We start from the raw sequence: 21,286 nt of genomic DNA on the forward strand, positions 1-21,286 counted from the left end.
CCATAAAAAATGAATCAAACATTCATTTTTTATCCCTTTTAAAATGGATATTGATGTAAATGTTGTCCTCCATCCATTGTCATGCAAGTTCCATTTACGTACGCCGCTTCATCTGAGCATAAATAATAAGCTAGACCAGCGATTTCTTCTGGCGTACCCAGCCTTCCAAGCGGAACACTTTGTATCGTACGCTTAGCCATTTCTTCTGAAATCCATAATTTATCAGCACCGCCCGTACGTTCAATTGGTCCTGGCGCGATAGCGTTAACTCGTATTCCATATTTACGCCCCCACTCAACAGCGAGCGTCTTCGTCATCGCTAATACCCCTGCCTTCGCTGCAGCCGAATGAATCACTCCTGGACCTGCATCCCATGCATACGTTGCTACCATGTTAATGATATTCCCTTTTATACCTTTTTCAATCCAATATTTTCCGACAGCATGACTACAGTAAAACGTACCGTTTAACACAATATTAATGACTGAATTCCAGCCATTCACAGATAAATCTTCTGCTGGACAAATAAAGTTTCCAGCTGCATTATTTATTAAAACATCAATTCTACCAAACTTCTCATCAATCTGTTCAATCATTTTCTGAATGTCATCCGTATTTCTTACATCCATTTGTACAGGTAATACTTGCCCTGGAAATTGTTCAATTTCCAACTTTGTTTCCTCTAGTTTTTCCTTTGTACGTCCTGTAATAACAACTCGTGCCCCTTCTTTTGCAAAACGAGTCGCCATTCCTTTTCCCATTCCACTCGATCCACCTGTTATAATAACTACCTTTTCTTTCACATACATCCCCTCCAAAAAATGAATACACATTCATTTTATCACTTTATTTAATAGAAATCTTTATATTTTTAAACTTTTCTGATATTTTAGCGTAAAGAACTTTCTTTTTATTCATTTTTTTTCGTAATCTATACTACTTTTTTATTATGTAAAGTATATTTTAAATAAACTGAAAGGAGATTTGAGTAGCCTATAAATGGAATAAAAACATTGAGGTATACTCATATTTTTATGAAGCACATTACAAGAAGAAATTTTTTAAAAATTGGTATGCGTACTTGTCTCTATTCATTTATAACCAGTAGCATCGGATACTACTATGCTAAATATATAGAGCCCCATTTCATTTCTTTTACACAGCACACATTAAAATCACAACTCATCCCAAAAAGTTTTCATGGTATAAAAATTCTTCAATTCAGCGATTTACATCTCGGATACTATTTCTCGCTTCAACATTTATCTAAAGTTGTTTCTAAAATTAATGCTGTAAATCCAGATATTGTCCTTTTTACCGGAGATCTCATTGATAATTATCAAACGTATACTGACACTCCTTTCGTTGCATCCATTTTAAAAAATATACAAGCCCCCTTCGGTAAATTCGCTATTTATGGTAACCATGATCACGGTGGATATGGAACTGAATACTATGAGCACATCATGCGTGAATCTGGATTTGAACTATTGCTAAATAGTGAAAAAAGAATTCGTTTAATGGATAATAGTGAAATTTCTATTTTCGGTCTCGATGATATACTACTAGGCAGACCAAAAATAGAGAAAACATTAGAGCATGCACGGCAAAGTACTTATAACATTGTTCTTGTTCACGAACCAGATATCGCGCCCAAAGTTTCTAAATATCCAATCAACTTGCAACTTTCTGGTCATAGTCACGGCGGACAAGTACAAATTCCTTTTTTAGGACCTATTATTACACCAGCACTCGCCAAAGACTATATTGAAGGCTTCTATACAATTCAGGATTTAACTCTCTATGTCAATCGAGGCCTCGGAAGAACACGTGTCCCATTCCGTTTTATGTCAAAACCTGAAATTACACTTTTTATACTTCAACATTCGTAATAATTCGCCTATTTTCTTGCATATCCTTTCTTGTACGCGCTCATCCATGTTTCATTTACCATATGATGAAAGTGAGTCCAATAAAGGAGGTATGTTCATGTATCCATATTATCAACCAATCCCAGTCCGTTCAGCACCTATTGGTCCAGTAGGCGACTCACGCTTCTTTCCGTTTTTTGGCGTTCCCTTTCTAGCTGGAATTGCTGGTGGATTGCTCGGCGGAGCATTAGCTTTCGGCCCTCGACCGTTTTATCCACCTTATCCACCACCTTTCCCGCCACCAGCACCTTATCCTTGTTACGGTGGACCATGTCAGCAACCATACTATTACTAAGTTAAAATAACGATTCTTTCAAATGTTATTCTCTCAACGAACCACCTTATTACACGCTTATAATAAAACTATTGTTTCTACTCAGCCTTCCATTTTGGGAGCATATGAGTAGAAAAAAGTAAAAACCTCTTATGGACATAAGAGGTTTTTACTTTTTTCATTATTCAGCGTCTGTATTTTGATATGCCATCTTAAACAACTTCACTTGGCTATCAATTTCTTCTGTACTACCATTAATAACATAATAGTAATCACCATCTTTATTTTGTTCACGTGTTTTCACATTATCAGCTAATGTAAGCTGTAAAATCGCCTTAATTCGTGCCTTCATTTCAATATCTAATATCGGGAAAGATATTTCCACTCGCTTCTCCATATTTCGCGTCATCCAATCAGCTGAAGATAAATATATTTTCTCCTCCCCATTATGATGGAAATAATAAATACGGCTATGTTCTAAATATCTTCCAACAACACTAACTACACGAATATTTTCACTTACATTTGGAATACCAGGTCGTAGGCAACATGTTCCCCGAACAATGAGCTCTACCTTTACTCCAGCTTGTGATGCTTCGTACATTTTTTTAATTAATGGTTTATCTGTTAATGAATTCATCTTAGCGATAATATATCCATTTCCATATTGCCTATGATAACGGATTTCTTCATCTATTAAATCCATAAATTGCTCTCTTATATCAAATGGAGCAACCGATAAATGATGAAAATGTGGCTTTGTTGTATAACCACTTAAATAATTAAAGAAATTGGTTGCATCAACCCCAAAGTCTTTTCTTGATGTAATATATCCAAAATCAGTATATAACTTCGCTGTTGCATCATTATAGTTTCCAGTTCCAAGATGTACGAACCTTTCAATTTTTCCGTTTTTTCTTCTTACAACTAACGTAATTTTACTATGTGTTTTCAAGTGACTTACACCGTAAATAACATGACAGCCTGCCTGTTCTAATTCTTTAGCCCAATGAACATTGTTTTCTTCATCAAACCTTGCCTTTAATTCAACCAATACCGTCACTTGTTTTCCCTTTTCAGCCGCTATCTTTAACGCCTGAATAATCGGTGAATCACCACTTACACGATATAACGTTTGTTTAATCGCAAGTACATTCGGATCGTCTGCCGCATCACGAACAAAATCAACTACCGGCTGAAAGGATTCAAAAGGATGATGTAATAAAATATCATGCTCAATTGCTTTTTCAAATACATCTTCTTCATCACCTAAATCTTGAGGCGGTTGCGGAATAAGAGCTGGATATACAAGATGTTCATATAAAGGAGCTAGTTTTTTATATAAAGAAAACAAACATGTTAAATCTAATGGACCATCCATTATATATACATCTTCATCTTTTACTTCCAGAACCTCATATAATAATGCTAATACTCTTTCATCAATGTGTTCTTTCCCAACCTCTAAACGAACAGCAGCCCCCCACTTACGCTTTTTTAATTCTTTTTCAATTACCTTTAATAAATCTCTCGCACCTTCTTCATGAATCGTTAAATCTGCATTGCGTGTAATACGGAAACGAGTAACAGATGATACTGTATATCCCGTAAATAATTTATGAGTAAAGCTACTAATTACGTCTTCTAATAAAATAAATTTATGCTTTTGCCCTTCGCTCGGTAAAATTATGAAGCGCTCAAGTAATGAAGGAACTTGCACAATTCCTAATTTCGTCCTGTTTTCTTCTTCCGCTTGCTTCTCATCATATAAAAGAGTAGCCAAATTCAAACTTTTGTTTAATAACATTGGAAATGGGCGATATGCATCAATAGCTACAGGAGTTAACACCGGAAAAATTTGCTCATCAAAATACTCTTCTATAAATTCTCGCTGCTCTTTCGTCAAATCATTGAATGTTAAACGTTCAATTCCCTCTAACTCAAGCGCTGGTAATACATAATTTTTAAATGTATCATATTGTACTGTCATTAGTGCATGGGCTTTTATCGCAATTTTATTTAATTGCTTTTTTGGTGTTAAGCCAGCTTTATTTTCTGGTTGATTAAATCCAGCACTCACTTGATCCTTTAATCCCGCTACACGTACCATAAAAAATTCATCTAAATTCGAACTAAAAATACTAATAAATTTCAATCTTTCCAAAAGTGGATTATTTGCATCTTGCGCTTCTTGTAAGACACGTTCATTAAATGCTAACCAACTTAACTCTCGATTATTGTAATAAGCTGTATCATTTAAATTTACTGCATTCCCCTTCAATAATTCCATTCTCTTCACACTTCCCCTTGAAACTTTTTTACTATAATTTAGTTACTTTTATTTTAGCAAATTACAATATTATAAAATATAATTTTTTTGTAAAGACATCCGTACAACCTAATGTTTTAGTTCAAATAACAAGTTAATATTCGTTTTTAATACTCTTTCTAACTGTTTTTTTTGTTTTTCAGCTTGCACTTTTTCCGCTAATGCTGATTGTTCGCATAAAACTTTAAACGTTAACCCTTCTTCGTTTTCTGTTATAGATATGGTATCAACAAGCGATCGTTGCCTTACATTTAAAGTAGCTGAAAATTGTAAAACAGCTCCTAACAGGCGGATTTTTTTTTGTTCGCTTTTATCAAACCAACCTTCAAATGGTGATAAATGTTGTTTAAATAACATTTTTGATTTATACGATGCAATAAGTGCTAGCCTTACTCGATCTTTATGCATCATGCCATCAATTGTCTTATTCGCTAATAAATAAAACGTATGTAAACGGCTCGCTTCTTCGTCTATATATTTGCCTATATTAAATACTTTCGCTGCTTGATGGAACACTTCCCAGTCTTTTATTGACATAGAAATAAGCCCTATTTCCTCAAGTTGTTTGCAAATTAGTCTTCCATGTTTAATAAGTTGAATTACAAATTCCATATCCATTTCGTATTCATGTGATAGTAAATGCAAACTTTCTTCAACTACGTTCGGATAATATGAAATCCCCAAATCTTTTGTCAACTCTTCATAGAAAACACCTTCTCTTAACCCTTTTCTACTTAATACAAATGCCGGTGCCTCTATAACATGAACAAGTGTATGAAATACTTCAACCGCTGGAATAATCGTATCCGCTCGATCTTTTGCCAATCCTTCCAATTTCTGAAGTTCTATGAACGACAATTTTCCTAATTCATCTTTTACATTTTCAATATCTTCTTCTTTCATCTTGTATAAATGTAATCCTGCTATAGGATAACATATTAAATTTTGATGGATTTTTACTAAGTTCCTCGCACTACCACCAATTGCAATAAGAGGCAATTTCTTATTGCTTAACCATGGTAACGTTCGAAATTGAAACTCTAAATACCGTTGCATTCCTTCTAACTCATCTTTAGTAGGAATATCACCTTTAATAAATTGTTGCTTTAAAGAAAGTGCCCCAAAAGGAAAACTATGGTACTCTAAAATCTCTCTATTTCTAAAGTATGTAACTTCCGTACTTCCCCCACCAATATCTACCGTTATTCCTTCTGAAAACGATGTAGAATTCATAACCGCCAAGTATCCGTAACGCGCTTCCTCATACTCTGATAATACTCTAAGAGTAAAGTCCGTTTGTCCTTCAATAAGCTTTTTAATTTCCTCTTGATTCTCAGACTGTCTAATTGTTGCTGTTGCAACACAAAGTACATGATGCAACTGATGGAACCTTGTACTTTCTTGAAATTGAAATAATGTCTGTAATAATACTTCTATTCCCTCTTCATTCAACACACCATCAATTAAGTAATTCCTTAACCTAGCAACCACTTTTGTATTTTCAATCTCTTTATAAAAACCTCCATTTTTCTTTTCATAAATAACTAAACGCATTGTATTAGATCCAATATCTATAATGGCATACTGTTGTTTTAATATTTCTTTCAAACTTCTCACTCTTTCATTATCAAATTTCAAAAACATATTCTATTACTATTATACAAAATAGTTGTTTTTTGTAACAATATTGCTTTAATATTGAAAATATATACAATCACTTTTTGCATATAATAAAAACCTCTTTTATTTATGGTATAATAATGAAAAATTGAAAGGAGATTCAATATGAAACCTTCACAACCACAATCTCAATTACAAAACCAACATTCTATTAATCGACTAGCTCAATCTATTTTCGTTGTGAATCGTCATGCTAAAGCAGCTACTAATCCTAAATATTTATACTGGTTAAAAAAGACAGCTTTAGAACGTTTGATTGCTGAAAAAAAAGCAATTAAAGAAGGATTACATTTTTCTAGAAACCCACGTTTTAGCCAACAACAATCTGATGTCCTTATACGTTTAGGCGATTATTTTTTCCACATCCCTCCTACGAAAGAAGATTTTCGAATTCTACCGCATCTTGGTCATCTTGAATCCTCCTATCGAAATCCGAAAACAACCTTATCTTTAACAGTAGCAAAAAAAACACTTCAAGATTATATTGGTCCTGAAGCATTGAAACAAGAAAAAAAATTAAGTGAACCTGTTCCATGGTATAGTCGTACTTATACAAAAAAATAAAACAGTTTGGCCAAGTGTAGGCCAAACTGTTTTATTTTTTCTCTTCTTTAATTTTAATATTTGCTTGTTTATAAAAAGCTACTTTTTCTGTATTATAAGACTTTGTGAATTCATTAAATTTATCTTTTTCTGACTCAATATCCTTATAAGATTGATTTACTACTTTTACTTTTTCACTAATATCTTTTAATTTAGTACCTTTATCTTGTAACATTGTGTATAACTCTTTTTCTTGTTTTAAAGATTTATTATAGCTGTCATACATTTTATTAAATGAATCGTGTCGTTTCTCATAGGTGCTTTTCACTTTATCAGCTTGATCTTTCAACTTATTATCTTCAATTTTCTTCACATACTTATCAGCTGACTTCACTTCTTCTTGCGCTTTATTTAAAGCCTCTTTTTCTTTTGTAAGTACTTTTTCTCGTTCAGTTGTATTCTTTGCTGCTTGATTCAATTTTTCTTTAACAGTTTGATTATTATCTTTTCCTTCTTGCACAATCTGGTTATATAATTCTTGTCCTTCTTTCTCTAAAGCCTCAAGTTTTTTTGCATCTTCAAACATTGTTTTTTCTTGTTTAGCAGCGTTTTCAAACGCTACATATAATTCTTCTTCTGGTTTCGGTCCAAAACAACCGGCTAATAAAGTCATTGATAATGCAGTTATAATTGCTAATTTACTATATTTCAACATCTCTTCCTCCTATTTATAAACGACCATCGTGTAATATAAAAAAGTTATAAAATATGTAATTGTTCTATACACTCGCATCTTTTTTACGAAGATCATTAATATTGTTTGTACGAATTATTACTTAATATTACATTATTCTTTTTGAAGTATTTAGCAGTTCCATATCCATCTTTAAGTATAGTTCTTCGTGTTTTTTAAAACCTGTTCACACTATGTATTACCTTAATGGCCACAGAATTTCACCTCAGTCTTAATAAGACTATAATAGTTCACCTGATAAAAGGTGATCGTTCCGCTCTCACGTCTATCATTCCCTTTCCAGCTTTCTATCAAATAATCTCTTTGTTCATTTTACACAGTACAATCGATATCTCGCAACAACTTACAAATATTCTTTTCATTTCCTAAAAAGGAAAAGTGTAGAGCTTGCTTTCCTCTACACTTTTAAAATAAAACACATTGTGCAAATTGCATTGGCACTACCATCATAATTATATGCTTATTTCATATATTTTTAAAGACTTTTATTACAAACGCAACGTTTTTTGTAATAAAAGTCAAAAAAATGTTACAAATAAAACTTCTTCCTATCATATATCTTCAAATCGAAGCTTCACTCATTTTCTTGCAAATTTCTATACTGATACAATTGATTTTGCGACTTTCTCAACAGTTCTTCAAACGTTTTTCCTTCTACTGGATAGCTAGCTGCTCCAAATAAAAGAGTGACACTGAGTAAATCACCTTCTATTTCACTTTCAATATTTTTCATTAATCTGTTTGTTATTGTTGATGTTTCATGACCATTATCAATTGCTACAATAACATACTTATTTTCATCCCACTTTGTAACAACATCTCCCTTCCGAATTGTCTTTACAATGGTACTCTCTAATTTTTGTACTAACACTCCCAATTTTTTTTCTTGCAACGTGTCTTTTAATCCTTCCCATTCTTTTACAGAAAGAATGTAAACTGTAATATTACGGGAATCTCTTTCAGATAAAGCGGCTACTTTCCCAAAAAAATCAACAACAAAATCGTTGCTTGCCATTCCTCCTACTTCCACATTCATACGCTTGTTCGCTCTTTTATCGTACCAATGTCCAAAATAATAACTTAGTATCATTTGCAGTATATAAATAATAAAGACGGTATAAAATGATCGTGAATCCAGTTTTGCAATTACATCCTGAAGTGCAATCCATTCTGTAACTGCCACTGTATTTCCAAGTAATAATCCACTAATTTTCCCTTTATGTTTCATACTTCTCCCCCTTTTATACCAATATATGTTTCTATATCAATAATGTTTTTCTACAAAATAAAAAATGTACATATGCAATGTACATTTCTGCTTAAGCTTGTATACCTTTCCTACTCTATTTCATATATATAATATATAACTTTTATAGAAAGGAGTAATCTATATGCTACAAAAAGAGAATCTATCAGATGCTATGCGTTTACTAGCTGGTTTTCTATTATCATTAAAATTATTATTTACCTCTTTCGGCATACACTTTATTACAAACGATCAAATCGACGCAATTGTAAATGTTGTTTCATTTTTATTTATTCTATACTTTGGCTACAAAAATAACTATGTAGGAAAAAAAGGAATAGAGCAAAAGAAAATACTCAAAAAACACAACCTTCACTAAAAAAGGAACCTTTTGTACAGGTTCCTTTTTATCATTGCCGCACAACAACTTCATTTGTTTGCAGTGGACCATATGATATCTCTTTATCTTGAAATGTATATGTAGCCTGAAAGAATGCTTGTTTAAGAGCTTTATCTTTATTAGCTTTTATTTTGCAACGTAGTTCCACCTTTTCATTTGGTAACAAATCATCAATTCGCCACCTTACAAGCTGGAATAAAAACTCACTTATCCCCTTATCAACTTTTAAAGAATTAGGAATATAAGCAAAGTAATCTCGAATCATATGACTTACAACAACTCTCGAAATCATTTCTACCCCTTTATTTTCCACTTCAATTCGCATAATAAGTATGTCGTTTACATCGTAGGTCAATTCATACGAAAATTGTTCTGTATACATACTACCAATTTGCAATGTAACGGCTACTTGAGGAAATTCATTTTCCTTTTTCGATCCGTCAATCCACAATACTGGTTGTAGCGGTATTGAATACTTTCCTGTATCCGAAATTCGTCCCCATATTTTCATAATATATATTCACCTCATTTCAGATGTACCATACACACAATGAATTCCTCAACTTACTAAAGCTTGCTACAAGTAATGTTTAATATTTCTCTTCCTTTTATCCTATTCGACAATATGAAGAAAAAACCATTTTTCATCTATTAACAGAAGGTGTTCTTTATGAAATTTTTTTACAATTTACTTCATTTCCTTTATAGCAATATTCGTATCGCTCACTCGTTCTCTACTTATATGAAAGAATATTTTGACGGAAGAAAAAATTTGCCTTATAGTCAAATTTGACTATAATATTCTTTATGGCATATTAGTGCACTTATGGAAAAGAAATTAAAATCAACTATACATTTAAATTTTTTATCCACTGCACTCAAAACTTAATATAGTTTACTTATTTCTAAAGGAGGGTTATATTTGGAAACTCAACCATTAAAAAAAGACACCAACAAGACAAAATTTGTTGTTGCTGGTTTGCTACTTGGTATATTAATGGCCGCAATGGATAATACAATCGTTGCAACCGCAATGGCAACAATCGTTGGAGACCTAGGAGGCTTTGATAAGTTTGTTTGGGTCACATCAGCTTATATGGTAGCAACAATGGCAGGGATGCCTATCTTTGGGAAACTTTCTGATATGTACGGGCGGAAACGTTTTTATATTGGGGGCCTCATTCTTTTCTTATTCGGTTCTGCGCTTTGCGGAACAGCTTCAAGTATTGAGCAATTAAGTATTTATAGAGCTATTCAAGGTATCGGTGGTGGTGCCCTTATGCCTATCGCCTTTACAATTATGTATGATATCTTCCCACCAGAAAAACGCGGGAAGATGACAGGACTATTCGGTGCTGTTTTCGGGACATCTAGTGTATTCGGTCCTTTATTAGGTGCTTATATTACAGACTATATAAGTTGGCATTGGGTCTTCTATATCAATATTCCATTAGGACTTATCTCCTTTTTCTTCATTACTAAATACTACAGTGAGTCTCTAGAATTTAGAAAACAAAAAATTGATTGGGCTGGTGCTATTACACTTGTCATAAGTATCGTTTGCTTAATGTTCGCATTAGAACTTGGTGGTAAGGAATATGCCTGGAATTCCACTGTAATTATTGGCTTATTTACAACAGTAGTTATTGCGCTTATTATTTTCTTCTTTGTAGAAAGAAAAGCAACCGAGCCTATTATTTCGTTCCATCTATTTAAAAAACCTTTATTCGCAGCTAGTCAAGGAGTTGCCTTTTTCTATGGTGCTGCTTTTATTATCTGTACAGTTTATATTCCAATCTTCATTCAAGGCGTTCTTGGAGGTTCGGCCTCTAATGCTGGATTAATTTTAACACCAATGATGGTTGGTTCTGTAATTGGAAGTCAAACAGGAGGACAATTAGCTTCTCGAACAAGCTATCGTAACATTATGATGGTATCTGGTGTCTTCTTCGTTCTTGGTATTTATTCATTAAGTACTTTAACAATGGACACACCTCGTTTACTCGTAACACTATTTATGATTCTCGCTGGGCTTGGTGTTGGCTTCTCATTCTCAGTATTAAGTATGTCTTCTATTCACAAGTTAGAAATGCGAGACCGCGGTTCGGCGACATCAACAAACTCATTCTTCCGATCACTCGGTATGACTCTTGGTGTAACGATTTTCGGTACAATTCAAAATCATATTTTTACAGATAAACTAAACTCTGTGTTCCCCCCTGAACTAGCAAAATTAGCTCCAAAAGGCGGAGACACAAGTTTCTTATTATCACCAGGCGCTACCGCAAAAATTCCTGCTGAAATATTAGCGGGTATTAAAGAAGCTCTCGCTACATCTATTGCGAACACATTCTTCTGGGCACTCATCCCGGCTGTACTAAGTGTTATTTGTATTTTACTAATGGGAAATGAACGCCTTTTTACAGGCCCTAAAAAGAAAGAAAAACAAAAGCAAGTCAGTTAATATAAAAAAGAAGCGGCATATCCCTTTATGAAAAAGGATATGCCGTTTATAATATGTATAAAGTTTTTATATACAGGAGTTGAGACAGCATGAGCATGAAATTAGTCATTCTCGGCTTGCTACTCGAAGGAGATAAACATCCATATGAAGTGCAGCATATTATGAAAGAACGACAAATGGATTGTTATATTAAATATGCTAAAGGATCACTTTATTACGCTTTCGAGCAATTAGAAAAGCAAGGCGCAATTCACATTACAAATGTAATTAGAGACACAAACCGACCTGACAAAACGATTTTTCATATAACAGAAGAAGGCAAAAAACTATTCCACACTTTACTATTAAAACAATTCGAAGCAAAAAACCAAATATATAAACCTATTTATTCAGCCCTATCTTTCGCTCACTTTAGCAATGATCATGAATTAGTTCCTATTTTAGAAAAAAAGAAAAATGATACTCTTCAATATTTACATACTATGCAAACGATATATGATTGTAATAAAGGAAAGGTTCCACGTGCACAACTATATATCTTGCAAAGTGTAATTGAGCATATTACAGTTGAATTACAATGGCTAAACACCCTCCTTAAAGATGCTATAGCAGGCCGACTTTCAGAAGTTGCTATAGATGAAAATTGAGCTATGAAAGAAGACATCCCTACTTCTTTCATAGCTCAATTTCTCTTTTTATACTGTAATATTATTAGTTACTTCAGAATAAAAAGTCAGAATAATAAGAAATAAAAACTTTGGAATTTTCTTATTTTAAAACAGTAGACAAAATTCCAAAAATTGTGTTAGAATTTGTTTCAATATCATATCGCTTGTTAAATTCCTTTCAAAAGGAAAATAGGTACACGAACATTTCGTTTCGTGTTTAAAAGGGAAGCTTGGTGAAACTCCAACACGGTCCCGCCACTGTAAATGCTGAGATTTCTTTTTGGTGCCACTGTGAAAACGGGAAGGTGAAAGAAATTATATGAAGCATAAGTCAGGAGACCTGCCTGTTTTAACAACACTGATAGATTCACGGATGATGATGAGGTGTTAAAACAAAAAGGAAGGCTTATTTTCTATGTCTTTGCACTTTTTGTTATAAGTATTTCCTAGTAAACGGAAATGCTTACTTTCAATTAGGGAGGAATTTAAAATGGCAATTCAAACAAGTAACTTAGGTTATCCACGTATCGGACTACAACGAGAGTGGAAAAAAACATTGGAAGCTTTTTGGTCCAATAAAATTGATGAAGAACAATTTTTAACAACAATGAAAGAAATTCGCCTTCAACACGTAAAAGTACAGCAAGAAAAAGGGATTGAACTCATTCCAATTGGCGACTTTACATATTATGATCACGTTTTGGATACTGCCTATATGCTAGGATTTATCCCATCACGTTTTTCTGAGTTTACATCTTACCTTGATGTATATTTCGCAATGGCGCGTGGCTCTAAAAATCACGTAGCTTCCGAAATGACAAAATGGTTTAACACAAACTATCACTATATCGTTCCTGAATATGAAGAGGGATTACAAATCTCTTTAAAAGATAATCGTCCACTTCGCTTATACGAAGAGGCAAAACAAGAATTAGGAGTAGATGGAAAGCCTGTTATTTTAGGTCCATATACTTTCTTAAAATTAGCTAAAGGCTATACACAAGAACAATTTCCTTCCATTTTAAAACAGTTAGTTGCACCTTACGTACAACTGCTTTCAGAACTACATGCAGCTGGTGCACAAGCCATTCAAGTTGATGAACCAATTTTCGCTTCTTTAACGAAAGAAGAAGTTCAACAAGCAAAAGAAATTTATGAAGCTATTCGTAAAGAAGTTCCAAATGCGACTCTTCTTTTACAAACGTATTTTGATAGCGTGGAAGAAAACTATGAAGAAATTATTACATTCCCGGTATCCGGTATTGGATTAGATTTCATTCATGGTAAAGAAGGTAATTTAAATGCTATTTCAAAATATGGATTCCCAGCTGATAAAACTTTAGCTGTCGGTTGTATAGATGGCCGTAACATTTGGAGAGCTGACCTTGATGAAGTTCTTGAGTTATTTACAACGTTACAAAAACAAGTCCAAACGAAAGATTTCATCGTTCAGCCTTCTTGTAGCTTATTGCATACACCGATCGATAAAACAGAAGAAACTCACTTATCGACTGAGCTATTTGATGCATTAGCATTTGCAAATCAAAAATTAGAAGAGTTAGTTCTTATTCATTCCGCTCTCACTCAAGGTACAGAAAGCATTAGTAATGAGCTGGAAACATATCGAAACGTACATCATACAATTCGCTCATCTGCTGCACGTAACCGAGAAGATGTTAAAGCAGCACGAACAGCACTAAAAGAAGAAGATTTTTCACGCCCTCTTCCATTTGAAAAACGATACGAATTACAACAAGTTGCCCTGGAGTTACCGCTATTACCAACAACGACCATTGGTAGCTTCCCGCAAACAACTGAAGTTCGTCAAACGCGAAAAGAATGGCGTAACGGTGTTATTTCAAATGAACAATATGAACAATTTATTGAAAAAGAGACAGAAAAATGGATTCGTTACCAAGAAGAAATTGGGCTTGATGTCCTTGTACATGGTGAATTTGAAAGAACTGACATGGTCGAATATTTTGGTGAGCGCCTTGCTGGTTTCTCATTCACTAAAAACGGTTGGGTACAATCATACGGTTCCCGCTGCGTAAAACCACCTGTTATTTATGGTGATGTAGCCTTTATTAACGGCATGACTATTAAGGAAACAGTTTATGCACAAAGCTTAACGGAGAAAGTTGTAAAAGGAATGTTAACTGGACCTGTTACGATTTTAAATTGGTCCTTCGTTCGAAATGACATTCCAAGAAAAGAAGTTTCGTATCAAATTGCACTAGCTCTTCGTCACGAAATTGAACTACTTGAATCTTCCGGAATTAGAGTAATCCAAGTCGATGAGCCAGCACTTCGTGAAGGAATGCCACTAAAAGAAAAAGATTGGGATGCTTATATTACATGGGCAGTACAATCCTTCCTTTTAGCAACTTCTTCTGTAGCAAATGAAACACAAATTCATACTCATATGTGTTACAGTAACTTCGAAGATATTGTTGACGCGATTCGCGCATTAGATGCAGATGTAATTTCTATCGAAACATCAAGAAGTCACGGAGAATTTATTGATACGTTAAAACATACAACATATGAAAAAGGCATCGGTCTAGGTGTATATGATATTCATAGCCCACGTGTACCGAGTAAAGATGAAATGTATAAAATCGTAGAACAATCTTTAGAAGTATGCGATCCTAAATATTTCTGGATTAATCCTGATTGTGGTTTAAAAACGAGAAGAACAGAAGAAGTTATTCCAGCTTTAGAACATATGGTTCAAGCAGCGAAAGATGCTCGTTCCCTTTTAAAAACAAACGCATAACAAAAATGGGTTATCCTTTTCTCAGGATAACCCATTTTTTATTCTTTACTTTCAAAGAAGAATTCGTATTGTATTTTATATAATTCATCATCCGTTGGCTCTTCAAGAGGAATTGCTTGTAAGACAACTGTATACTCACCATTTGGAATAGATATTTGAAATTTGTTTGAAAGAATACTCGTTATAACAATACTTTCATTTTCAACCGTAAAAGGAACCGTAATCGTTCTAACCACTTCTTCTTTTTCAATATGTTTCCCTGGGGTCACTTTCACTTCACAAGTATAATCAGAAAGTGCTTCAAAAATAACAGTTCCCTCTGCCTCAGCATAACCTCTTTCAAAATCTTCATCCGTCCAGTCTACATAAGGCTGCTCACCATCATAGTTCATCAACATTAATTGCGAATAAGAAATTGTTAACTCCATAGTTCCCCTTCTCCTTCATTATGAAATGTACAAATACTACTTCACTTCAAATTTCACACGCGTACCATCTGGATATTTATCTAACTTATTCCCTACCCAAGAGCCTGCTCCCCGGTTATCCGCCGGACTTATATATTCAATATGTGCTCCTTTTCCGCCTTCCTTGCACATCGCCATTGGCCATTCATCACGATCATACCCTTTTTTTGATGGATACGGTGCTAACGACAATTTCCTTCTATCTGCAGCACCACCACGATCGATTGTACAAACTTCTGAATGCCCTTCTTTTATAGCATCCGTAATATGTTTTCCTGTCTCTGGATAACGTTCTTTCGGAAATTCTAACACTTGATCATACGTATTCGTTTTCTTTACACTTGTTTCCTCTGGCACAAGTACTTCATAAACTGCTACTAAAATAGACAGAATTGCAATAATTGAAATGATAATACCTTTTAATTGCTTCATGTATACCTCCATGTTTCTACCAGTTTCTTTTCCTCAGTTATTATAACAAACTTCTCCTGTATATGTTTTCAGACATTATTTTAGTTATTCCTTGCCATTCCGCCAAAAAATTTCATTTTTTCACTAATGCTGTAGAAAACTAATAGCCTTCCGACATTCTTTTTCAAAGGAAGTCCTCATAAAAGATTGAAATGATATATACGATACTTTTTGGGGAGGAAATATCATGGAAGCTACCTATAAAACGAAAGATGTCACGAATAAAACAGGCATCCCAAAACATATAGTCCGCAAATATAGTCAACTGTTAGAGGAACATGGTTATATGATTTCTAAAACAGCTGATGCTCGTATTTATAAACTTGATGATTTAAAACTATTGAAATCTATACATGAAAGAGCTGCCACATTACAAGAAGATATTTCAGAAACGATACCGATTATTTTAAAAGAAAAAGAGGCCCCACCTGTACCAGTTATACAAGATAAGCAAGAGATACAACCGAAAGAAAAAGAAGATGGGCGTAACTTTGAGGAGTTCATGTTGAAACTTGAAATGCTAGCTCAATTAAATGAAGCAATTATTCATCAAAATTCTACTCTAATTACACAAAATCGTTTAAAGGATGAGAAACTAGATGAATTGATGCAACAAGTGTATGTAAAAGAAGGCTCTCAAGAAAAAATGCTTCAAGAGTTAGTCGAGCACGCCGCTCAAACAGATGCATTGCAAAAAGAAAAAATGGACTTATTAATGAATCATATGTATAAACGAGAATCCAAACAAGAAGAAAAAATGAATAAACTTGTTAGTCAAATTTATAACAAGGACAGTAATCGTGATGCACAGCTTATGCAAGTTATTCGAGAAATTCAAGAAACAAAAAGAATGGTCGCTGCCTCAAAAGAGCAAAGCTTCTTTCAATCATTTAAAAGTTTATTTAGCCGAGCAAAACAAGAAAAAACAAATGAATAAACAATATAAAATAAAAAGTTACCTTCCATCGGTAACTTTTATTCCTTATTTTGTACAGCTGGTAATATAATAATTGCTTCAGTGCCTTTTCCACTTTCACTCTTATATTCCAATGTACCATTATGCGCTTGTAAAATACTAAATGTTACCATAAGCCCTAATCCTGTCCCTTTTTCTTTTAAAGAATAATATGGTTGCCCCAGCCTTGCTAACTGTTCTTTCGTCATACCAACACCACTATCTTTAACTCTTATTATGATTGTTTCGTCTTTTTGAATAGCTGTTACTTTTAAATATCCTTTATTTCCTTGAATTGCTTCAATACCATTTTTAACAACATTCATAATAGCTTGCTTCAATTTTGTCTTATCACCAATCGTATAAAGACTTTCTGAAATTTCAACTTGTAAATATACACCTTGCATTGCTGCAAATGACGACATAAGAGTGGTCATTTCTATTAATTGGGCTGATAAACAAATGTGTTCTTTTTTCTCAATTTGCGGCCTTGCTAAATTCAAATAATCTGAAATAATTTGTTCCGCCCGATCCAATTCAGCTAATACGAGACGCATATAATCCTTATTCTTCACATCTTCCGTACTTTCTAGCAATTGGATAAATCCACGAACAACAGTAAGTGGATTTCGAACTTCATGTGCCACACTTGCTGCTAACTCACTTACAATATTAAGCTTTTCTGATTTTTGCATCTCTGTACGTAGCAATGCATTTTCATTTAAATATTCAGTTAAATACACCTGAAATACCATTGTCATGACCATGATAAGCGAGGCAAATATAAATCCGCTATATATTTGCGAAATATACGGTGTAAATCCTGTTTCCAAAAGAACATTAATCATGCCTAATACTAAAGAAACAAGCACATAAAATGATGAAATCATAAATGCTAAAATTAATTTCTTATCTCTTGAAAAAAGAGACCATTTCTTTGATAAAAATAGCGGAACTATCAATAGAAATGTTACTTCTAAAACTGGAAGAAAGCTCATTCCCTTTAGTAACCATTCATATGCAACAAAAATAACCGCTGGGATTAAACCAACAATCCCACCATATAAAAAACCACTGACAATTGGAATTGGGTGAAAGTTATACCCACACACATTGCCAAAACAAATAGAGTATGTCATGGAGAGAACGAGCGTAACGCTAGATAAAAACATAATAAAGTAACGATTTGGCTTCGGAGGCATTTCTTGATAGCGATTTAAACGAATCGCTTCATATAAAAATAGTGGTAAAATTATGATGGCAATTTGAATCAACAAATCACGGATAAGCTCCATAACCTCTCATCCCCTATATGTATTTTGATATGATTATATCATTTTATAGGTTTATTTGTTTTAAAATTTTGATTTTTCTTAACATATTTGTTAATTCTTTGTTAACAACTCATAATAATTGTTACAGATTTTCGAAATGATTGTAAACCCTGTACCAAATTTCCTTCGTGCAGTATACAATGAATACGGATTACAAAGAAAATGTAAAAATACTTTTTTAGACGGACAACTATAGCAAAATACAGCATATAATCCATACTATCTATGTTTACAAATAAGTGATCATTACTTTAGTAGGAGGAAGATAAATATGGCGGGTACTACGCTTGTTTTAAAAGAAGAAAATTTGGTTGTTCTAGAAAATGTTGAAAAATCAGTATATGAAGAGTTACAGCATAAAGCAGGAGATGAAGATTGCACATGTGCTGTGAACGAATCAGTTGTTCACCTTGGCAAGGTATCCTCTGTACTCTGGAATGAAGATGAAATAGATTGGGAATACGGATATTAAAAAGTCGCTTATAGCGGCTTTTTTTCTCTTTTCTCTCTCTTTCTAAATTACATATACAAAGCGCAATCATAGAAAATATGATAAAATGAACTTAATTTTCAAACGGAAGAAAGGGAGATACAATGGAACAATTCATTAACCCTAGAGTGAAGGATATCCAAATTTCTGGAATCCGTCAATTCTCTAACATGATTCAACACTATGATAATTTGATTTCTTTAACAATCGGACAACCCGATTTCCCTACACCTTCTCTCGTAAAAGAAGCGGCAAAACGGGCTATTACAGAAAACTATACAAGCTATACACATAACGCTGGTTTACTAGAATTACGTAAGGCAGCTTGTAACTTCGTAAAAGATAACTACGATTTACATTACTCACCTGAAAACGAAACCATCGTTACAATTGGTGCTAGCGAAGCAATTGATGTTGCATTCCGAACGATTTTAGAGCCAGGAACCGAAGTAATTTTACCTGCTCCTATTTATCCAGGTTACGAACCTATTATTCGATTATGCGGTGCAACGCCCATTTTTGTAGATGTTCGTGAAACTGGATTCCGTTTAACAGCTGACGCGCTAAAAAATGCTATTACAGAAAAAACAAGATGTATCGTACTACCATATCCTTCTAACCCAACTGGTGTAACTTTATCCACAGAAGAATTAAAAGATATTGTAGATGTTTTAAAAGATAAAAATATTTTCGTCCTTTCAGATGAAATTTATAGCGAGCTTGTGTATGAACAAAAGCATACATCTATCGCTCATTTCCCAGAAATGCGTGAAAAGACAATTGTCATTAACGGTTTATCTAAATCACATTCTATGACTGGCTGGCGTGTTGGACTTTTATTCGCACCAAGCTATTTAGCAGGACACATATTAAAAGTTCATCAATACAATGTAACGTGTGCTACTTCAATCGCTCAATACGCTGCGATTGAAGCATTAACAGCTGCTAAAGACGCACCTAAAATGATGCGCCACCAATATAAAAAACGCCGTGATTACGTATATAATAGACTCACTCAAATGGGATTAGCAGTTGAAAAGCCAACAGGTGCATTTTACTTATTCCCATATGTTGGTCATTTGACATCTTCATCATTTGATTTTGCACTTGATCTTGTCAAAGAAGCTGGACTAGCTGTAGTTCCTGGAACAGCATTCTCTGAATACGGTGAAGGCTACCTTCGCTTGTCCTATGCGTATAGTATCGAAACTTTAAAAGAAGGCTGCGACCGATTAGAAGCCTTTCTAAAGAAAAAAGCTAAGAGTTAAACTCTTAGCTTTTTTCTGCATAATGATCACAAGTTTGACGTTTTAGTAATTTATGAGGAATAATGATACACTTTGCAGTGGATTCTGCATTCTCTACTTTATCAACTAAAGCTTTCGCTGCCTCATATCCTAGCTGATAAATATTCACATCAACTGTCGAAAGTGGAGGGCTCGCAATTTCTGATAATAAAGCATTATTAAAGCTTACAATAGAAACATCCTTCGGTACAACGAATCCTTTTTTAGAAAGAGCACTTAACACACCAAGTCCAATTAAGTCATCCGTTGCCATAATTGCCGTCGGCGGTTGCTGCAGTCCCATTAATTCCTCAACGGCTTGTTGACCACTTTCCCTCGAAAAATCAAAATGTAAAATATATTCTTTTGGTAATACAATGTCTGCTAATTTCAAGGCATCACTCATACCAGCTAAACGATCTCTCGTTACAAGTAAATCTGATCCACCACCAATGAACGCGATTTGCTTATGCCCTAATGAAATTAAATATTCTGCCACTTCTCTTGCAGCTGTATAATTGTCATTATCTACATATGTAATTTCATCTTTTCGATCATATGGTTTTCCTATTAAAACAAACGGGAAATTCTGTTCATGTAAATATTGAATAATCCGATCATTCTCCCTTGAATATAAAAGAATAATGCCACCAATTTGGCGTCCCTGTACCATCTTTACGACACCATTAAAAATTTCTTCTTCCGTTTCACCTGTCGACATGTAAAGCGCATAACCTTCTACGTGTGCAAATGAACTAATCCCTCTTATAACTTCTGGGAAAAATGGATTTTGAAAAGCTTTACTTGCAGAACTTGGCATAACAAGACCAAGTGTTTTCGTCGTTTGGTTCGCAAGATTTCTCGCATTTAAATTGGGATGATACCCTAATTCACTCATCACTTTCCTAACACGGCGCTTTGTCTTTTCACTTATACTTGGATTATCAGCAATTACACGAGAAACTGTTGATGGTGCAACATTCGCTTGCTTCGCCACATCTTTAATTGTAACTGTCATAAAAATCCCCCTCCTCTCATTTCTCTGTCATTTTTCATATATTTTATCTCGCATTCATTGCAAGTCATAAACTTTCATTTCTTATATCTTGCAAAACTAATCCTATTCTCCCTCTTCATGTATTGTAAGGGATATAGCTATTTTTTCCTATACTATAATATACTATTTATTTCACTTCTTTTCACATCTGATGTCAA

20 protein-coding genes and 1 riboswitch are annotated in these 21,286 nt (G+C 33.9%); of the genes, 10 read left to right on the forward strand and 10 right to left on the reverse strand.

Going from position 1 to position 21,286, the window contains the following annotated elements; translation table 11 throughout:
- Nucleotides 1-38: 38 nt before the first annotated feature.
- Complete coding sequence (fadH, locus tag ATL10_RS19280; protein WP_098235791.1) at nt 39-803, reverse strand: 2,4-dienoyl-CoA reductase; 765 nt, start codon at nt 801-803, stop codon at nt 39-41.
- 231 nt (nt 804-1,034) lie between these two features.
- Between fadH and ATL10_RS19285 the strand changes: the two genes are divergently transcribed.
- Nucleotides 1,035-1,892, forward strand: a complete 858-nt coding sequence (locus ATL10_RS19285) for a metallophosphoesterase (protein WP_097946062.1) — start codon at nt 1,035-1,037, stop codon at nt 1,890-1,892.
- 97 nt (nt 1,893-1,989) lie between these two features.
- Nucleotides 1,990-2,226, forward strand: coding sequence for a hypothetical protein (locus ATL10_RS19290; protein ID WP_000283738.1), 237 nt, complete (start codon nt 1,990-1,992; stop codon nt 2,224-2,226).
- A gap of 160 nt (nt 2,227-2,386) precedes the next feature.
- On the opposite strand, the gene ATL10_RS19295 is transcribed toward ATL10_RS19290, so the two are convergent.
- Both ATL10_RS19295 and ATL10_RS19300 read right to left on the reverse strand, forming a co-directional pair.
- Nucleotides 2,387-4,495 carry a polyphosphate kinase gene (locus ATL10_RS19295; protein WP_053563730.1) on the reverse strand — a complete coding sequence of 703 codons (2,109 nt, stop codon included), beginning with the start codon at nt 4,493-4,495 and terminating at the stop codon, nt 2,387-2,389.
- A 108-nt stretch (nt 4,496-4,603) separates the two neighbouring features.
- A complete protein-coding gene (locus ATL10_RS19300; RefSeq protein ID WP_071713521.1) occupies nt 4,604-6,178 on the reverse strand; it encodes a Ppx/GppA family phosphatase in 1,575 nt (524 codons plus the stop codon).
- Nucleotides 6,179-6,319: 141 nt separating this feature from the next.
- Here ATL10_RS19300 and ATL10_RS19305 point away from each other — a divergent pair, with 141 nt between their 5' ends.
- Nucleotides 6,320-6,778, forward strand: coding sequence for a YkyB family protein (locus ATL10_RS19305; protein ID WP_000804864.1), 459 nt, complete (start codon nt 6,320-6,322; stop codon nt 6,776-6,778).
- Between the two features lie 31 nt (nt 6,779-6,809).
- On the opposite strand, the gene ATL10_RS19310 is transcribed toward ATL10_RS19305, so the two are convergent.
- Nucleotides 6,810-7,472, reverse strand: a complete 663-nt coding sequence (locus ATL10_RS19310) for a YkyA family protein (protein ID WP_000922465.1) — start codon at nt 7,470-7,472, stop codon at nt 6,810-6,812.
- 613 nt (nt 7,473-8,085) lie between these two features.
- Complete coding sequence (locus ATL10_RS19315; protein WP_053563727.1) at nt 8,086-8,739, reverse strand: diguanylate cyclase domain-containing protein; 654 nt, start codon at nt 8,737-8,739, stop codon at nt 8,086-8,088.
- 163 nt (nt 8,740-8,902) lie between these two features.
- Between ATL10_RS19315 and ATL10_RS19320 the strand changes: the two genes are divergently transcribed.
- Nucleotides 8,903-9,136 (forward strand): SPP1 phage holin family protein, encoded by a 234-nt coding sequence (locus ATL10_RS19320; RefSeq protein WP_000939446.1) that lies wholly within the window; start codon nt 8,903-8,905, stop codon nt 9,134-9,136.
- Between the two features lie 31 nt (nt 9,137-9,167).
- On the opposite strand, the gene ATL10_RS19325 is transcribed toward ATL10_RS19320, so the two are convergent.
- A complete protein-coding gene (locus tag ATL10_RS19325) occupies nt 9,168-9,668 on the reverse strand; it encodes a hypothetical protein (protein ID WP_000708119.1) in 501 nt (166 codons plus the stop codon).
- A gap of 411 nt (nt 9,669-10,079) precedes the next feature.
- On the opposite strand from ATL10_RS19325, the gene ATL10_RS19330 reads away from it, so the two are divergent.
- From ATL10_RS19330 to metE, 3 genes are all read left to right on the forward strand, one after another.
- Nucleotides 10,080-11,621: an MDR family MFS transporter gene (locus ATL10_RS19330; RefSeq protein ID WP_053563725.1), complete on the forward strand. Its 1,542-nt coding sequence runs from the start codon at nt 10,080-10,082 to the stop codon at nt 11,619-11,621.
- An 89-nt stretch (nt 11,622-11,710) separates the two neighbouring features.
- The gene (locus tag ATL10_RS19335; protein ID WP_000062063.1) at nt 11,711-12,268 is read left to right on the forward strand and encodes a PadR family transcriptional regulator; all 558 of its coding nucleotides are present in this window, start codon (nt 11,711-11,713) and stop codon (nt 12,266-12,268) included.
- 195 nt (nt 12,269-12,463) lie between these two features.
- Nucleotides 12,464-12,651: riboswitch (cobalamin riboswitch) on the forward strand.
- A gap of 128 nt (nt 12,652-12,779) precedes the next feature.
- Nucleotides 12,780-15,068, forward strand: a complete 2,289-nt coding sequence (gene metE / locus ATL10_RS19340) for a 5-methyltetrahydropteroyltriglutamate--homocysteine S-methyltransferase (protein WP_089171703.1) — start codon at nt 12,780-12,782, stop codon at nt 15,066-15,068.
- Nucleotides 15,069-15,106: 38 nt separating this feature from the next.
- On the opposite strand, the gene ATL10_RS19345 is transcribed toward metE, so the two are convergent.
- Nucleotides 15,107-15,496: a competence protein ComJ gene (locus ATL10_RS19345; RefSeq protein ID WP_000424024.1), complete on the reverse strand. Its 390-nt coding sequence runs from the start codon at nt 15,494-15,496 to the stop codon at nt 15,107-15,109.
- A 36-nt stretch (nt 15,497-15,532) separates the two neighbouring features.
- The gene (gene nucA, locus ATL10_RS19350; protein ID WP_000811494.1) at nt 15,533-15,967 is read right to left on the reverse strand and encodes a DNA-entry nuclease; all 435 of its coding nucleotides are present in this window, start codon (nt 15,965-15,967) and stop codon (nt 15,533-15,535) included.
- A gap of 226 nt (nt 15,968-16,193) precedes the next feature.
- On the opposite strand from nucA, the gene ATL10_RS19360 reads away from it, so the two are divergent.
- The gene (locus ATL10_RS19360) at nt 16,194-16,943 is read left to right on the forward strand and encodes a DUF3967 domain-containing protein (RefSeq protein WP_000388467.1); all 750 of its coding nucleotides are present in this window, start codon (nt 16,194-16,196) and stop codon (nt 16,941-16,943) included.
- Nucleotides 16,944-16,981: 38 nt separating this feature from the next.
- On the opposite strand, the gene kinB is transcribed toward ATL10_RS19360, so the two are convergent.
- Entirely contained in the window at nt 16,982-18,256 is a 1,275-nt protein-coding gene (kinB, locus tag ATL10_RS19365; protein ID WP_000420372.1) for a sporulation sensor histidine kinase KinB, read from the reverse strand.
- A gap of 310 nt (nt 18,257-18,566) precedes the next feature.
- Here kinB and ATL10_RS19370 point away from each other — a divergent pair, with 310 nt between their 5' ends.
- Entirely contained in the window at nt 18,567-18,767 is a 201-nt protein-coding gene (locus ATL10_RS19370; RefSeq protein ID WP_000929276.1) for a hypothetical protein, read from the forward strand.
- 122 nt (nt 18,768-18,889) lie between these two features.
- A complete protein-coding gene (locus tag ATL10_RS19375; RefSeq protein WP_000434552.1) occupies nt 18,890-20,053 on the forward strand; it encodes an aminotransferase A in 1,164 nt (387 codons plus the stop codon).
- A gap of 4 nt (nt 20,054-20,057) precedes the next feature.
- Here ATL10_RS19375 and malR read toward each other — a convergent pair whose 3' ends face one another.
- Nucleotides 20,058-21,089 (reverse strand): maltose operon transcriptional repressor MalR, encoded by a 1,032-nt coding sequence (gene malR, locus ATL10_RS19380; protein ID WP_016512354.1) that lies wholly within the window; start codon nt 21,087-21,089, stop codon nt 20,058-20,060.
- Between the last annotated feature and the right edge of the window lie 197 nt (nt 21,090-21,286).

It is taken from the genome of Bacillus sp. 196mf, assembly GCF_003217275.1.
Classification (GTDB): Bacteria; Bacillota; Bacilli; order Bacillales; family Bacillaceae_G; genus Bacillus_A; species Bacillus_A thuringiensis_S.

What these genes read in the sequence shown, in the direction of transcription:
- ATL10_RS19285 (WP_097946062.1), top strand. Translation starts at nt 1,035, where the DNA reads ATGAAGCACATTACAAGAAGAAATTTTTTAAAAATTGGTATGCGTACT.
- ATL10_RS19290 (WP_000283738.1), top strand. Translation starts at nt 1,990, where the DNA reads ATGTATCCATATTATCAACCAATCCCAGTCCGTTCAGCACCTATTGGT.
- ATL10_RS19295 (WP_053563730.1), bottom strand. Translation starts at nt 4,495, where the DNA reads ATGGAATTATTGAAGGGGAATGCAGTAAATTTAAATGATACAGCTTAT.
- ATL10_RS19300 (WP_071713521.1), bottom strand. Translation starts at nt 6,178, where the DNA reads ATGTTTTTGAAATTTGATAATGAAAGAGTGAGAAGTTTGAAAGAAATA.
- ATL10_RS19305 (WP_000804864.1), top strand. Translation starts at nt 6,320, where the DNA reads ATGAAACCTTCACAACCACAATCTCAATTACAAAACCAACATTCTATT.
- ATL10_RS19310 (WP_000922465.1), bottom strand. Translation starts at nt 7,472, where the DNA reads ATGTTGAAATATAGTAAATTAGCAATTATAACTGCATTATCAATGACT.
- ATL10_RS19315 (WP_053563727.1), bottom strand. Translation starts at nt 8,739, where the DNA reads ATGAAACATAAAGGGAAAATTAGTGGATTATTACTTGGAAATACAGTG.
- ATL10_RS19320 (WP_000939446.1), top strand. Translation starts at nt 8,903, where the DNA reads ATGCTACAAAAAGAGAATCTATCAGATGCTATGCGTTTACTAGCTGGT.
- ATL10_RS19325 (WP_000708119.1), bottom strand. Translation starts at nt 9,668, where the DNA reads ATGAAAATATGGGGACGAATTTCGGATACAGGAAAGTATTCAATACCG.
- ATL10_RS19335 (WP_000062063.1), top strand. Translation starts at nt 11,711, where the DNA reads ATGAGCATGAAATTAGTCATTCTCGGCTTGCTACTCGAAGGAGATAAA.
- metE (WP_089171703.1), top strand. Translation starts at nt 12,780, where the DNA reads ATGGCAATTCAAACAAGTAACTTAGGTTATCCACGTATCGGACTACAA.
- ATL10_RS19345 (WP_000424024.1), bottom strand. Translation starts at nt 15,496, where the DNA reads ATGGAGTTAACAATTTCTTATTCGCAATTAATGTTGATGAACTATGAT.
- nucA (WP_000811494.1), bottom strand. Translation starts at nt 15,967, where the DNA reads ATGAAGCAATTAAAAGGTATTATCATTTCAATTATTGCAATTCTGTCT.
- ATL10_RS19360 (WP_000388467.1), top strand. Translation starts at nt 16,194, where the DNA reads ATGGAAGCTACCTATAAAACGAAAGATGTCACGAATAAAACAGGCATC.
- kinB (WP_000420372.1), bottom strand. Translation starts at nt 18,256, where the DNA reads ATGGAGCTTATCCGTGATTTGTTGATTCAAATTGCCATCATAATTTTA.
- ATL10_RS19370 (WP_000929276.1), top strand. Translation starts at nt 18,567, where the DNA reads ATGGCGGGTACTACGCTTGTTTTAAAAGAAGAAAATTTGGTTGTTCTA.
- ATL10_RS19375 (WP_000434552.1), top strand. Translation starts at nt 18,890, where the DNA reads ATGGAACAATTCATTAACCCTAGAGTGAAGGATATCCAAATTTCTGGA.
- malR (WP_016512354.1), bottom strand. Translation starts at nt 21,089, where the DNA reads ATGACAGTTACAATTAAAGATGTGGCGAAGCAAGCGAATGTTGCACCA.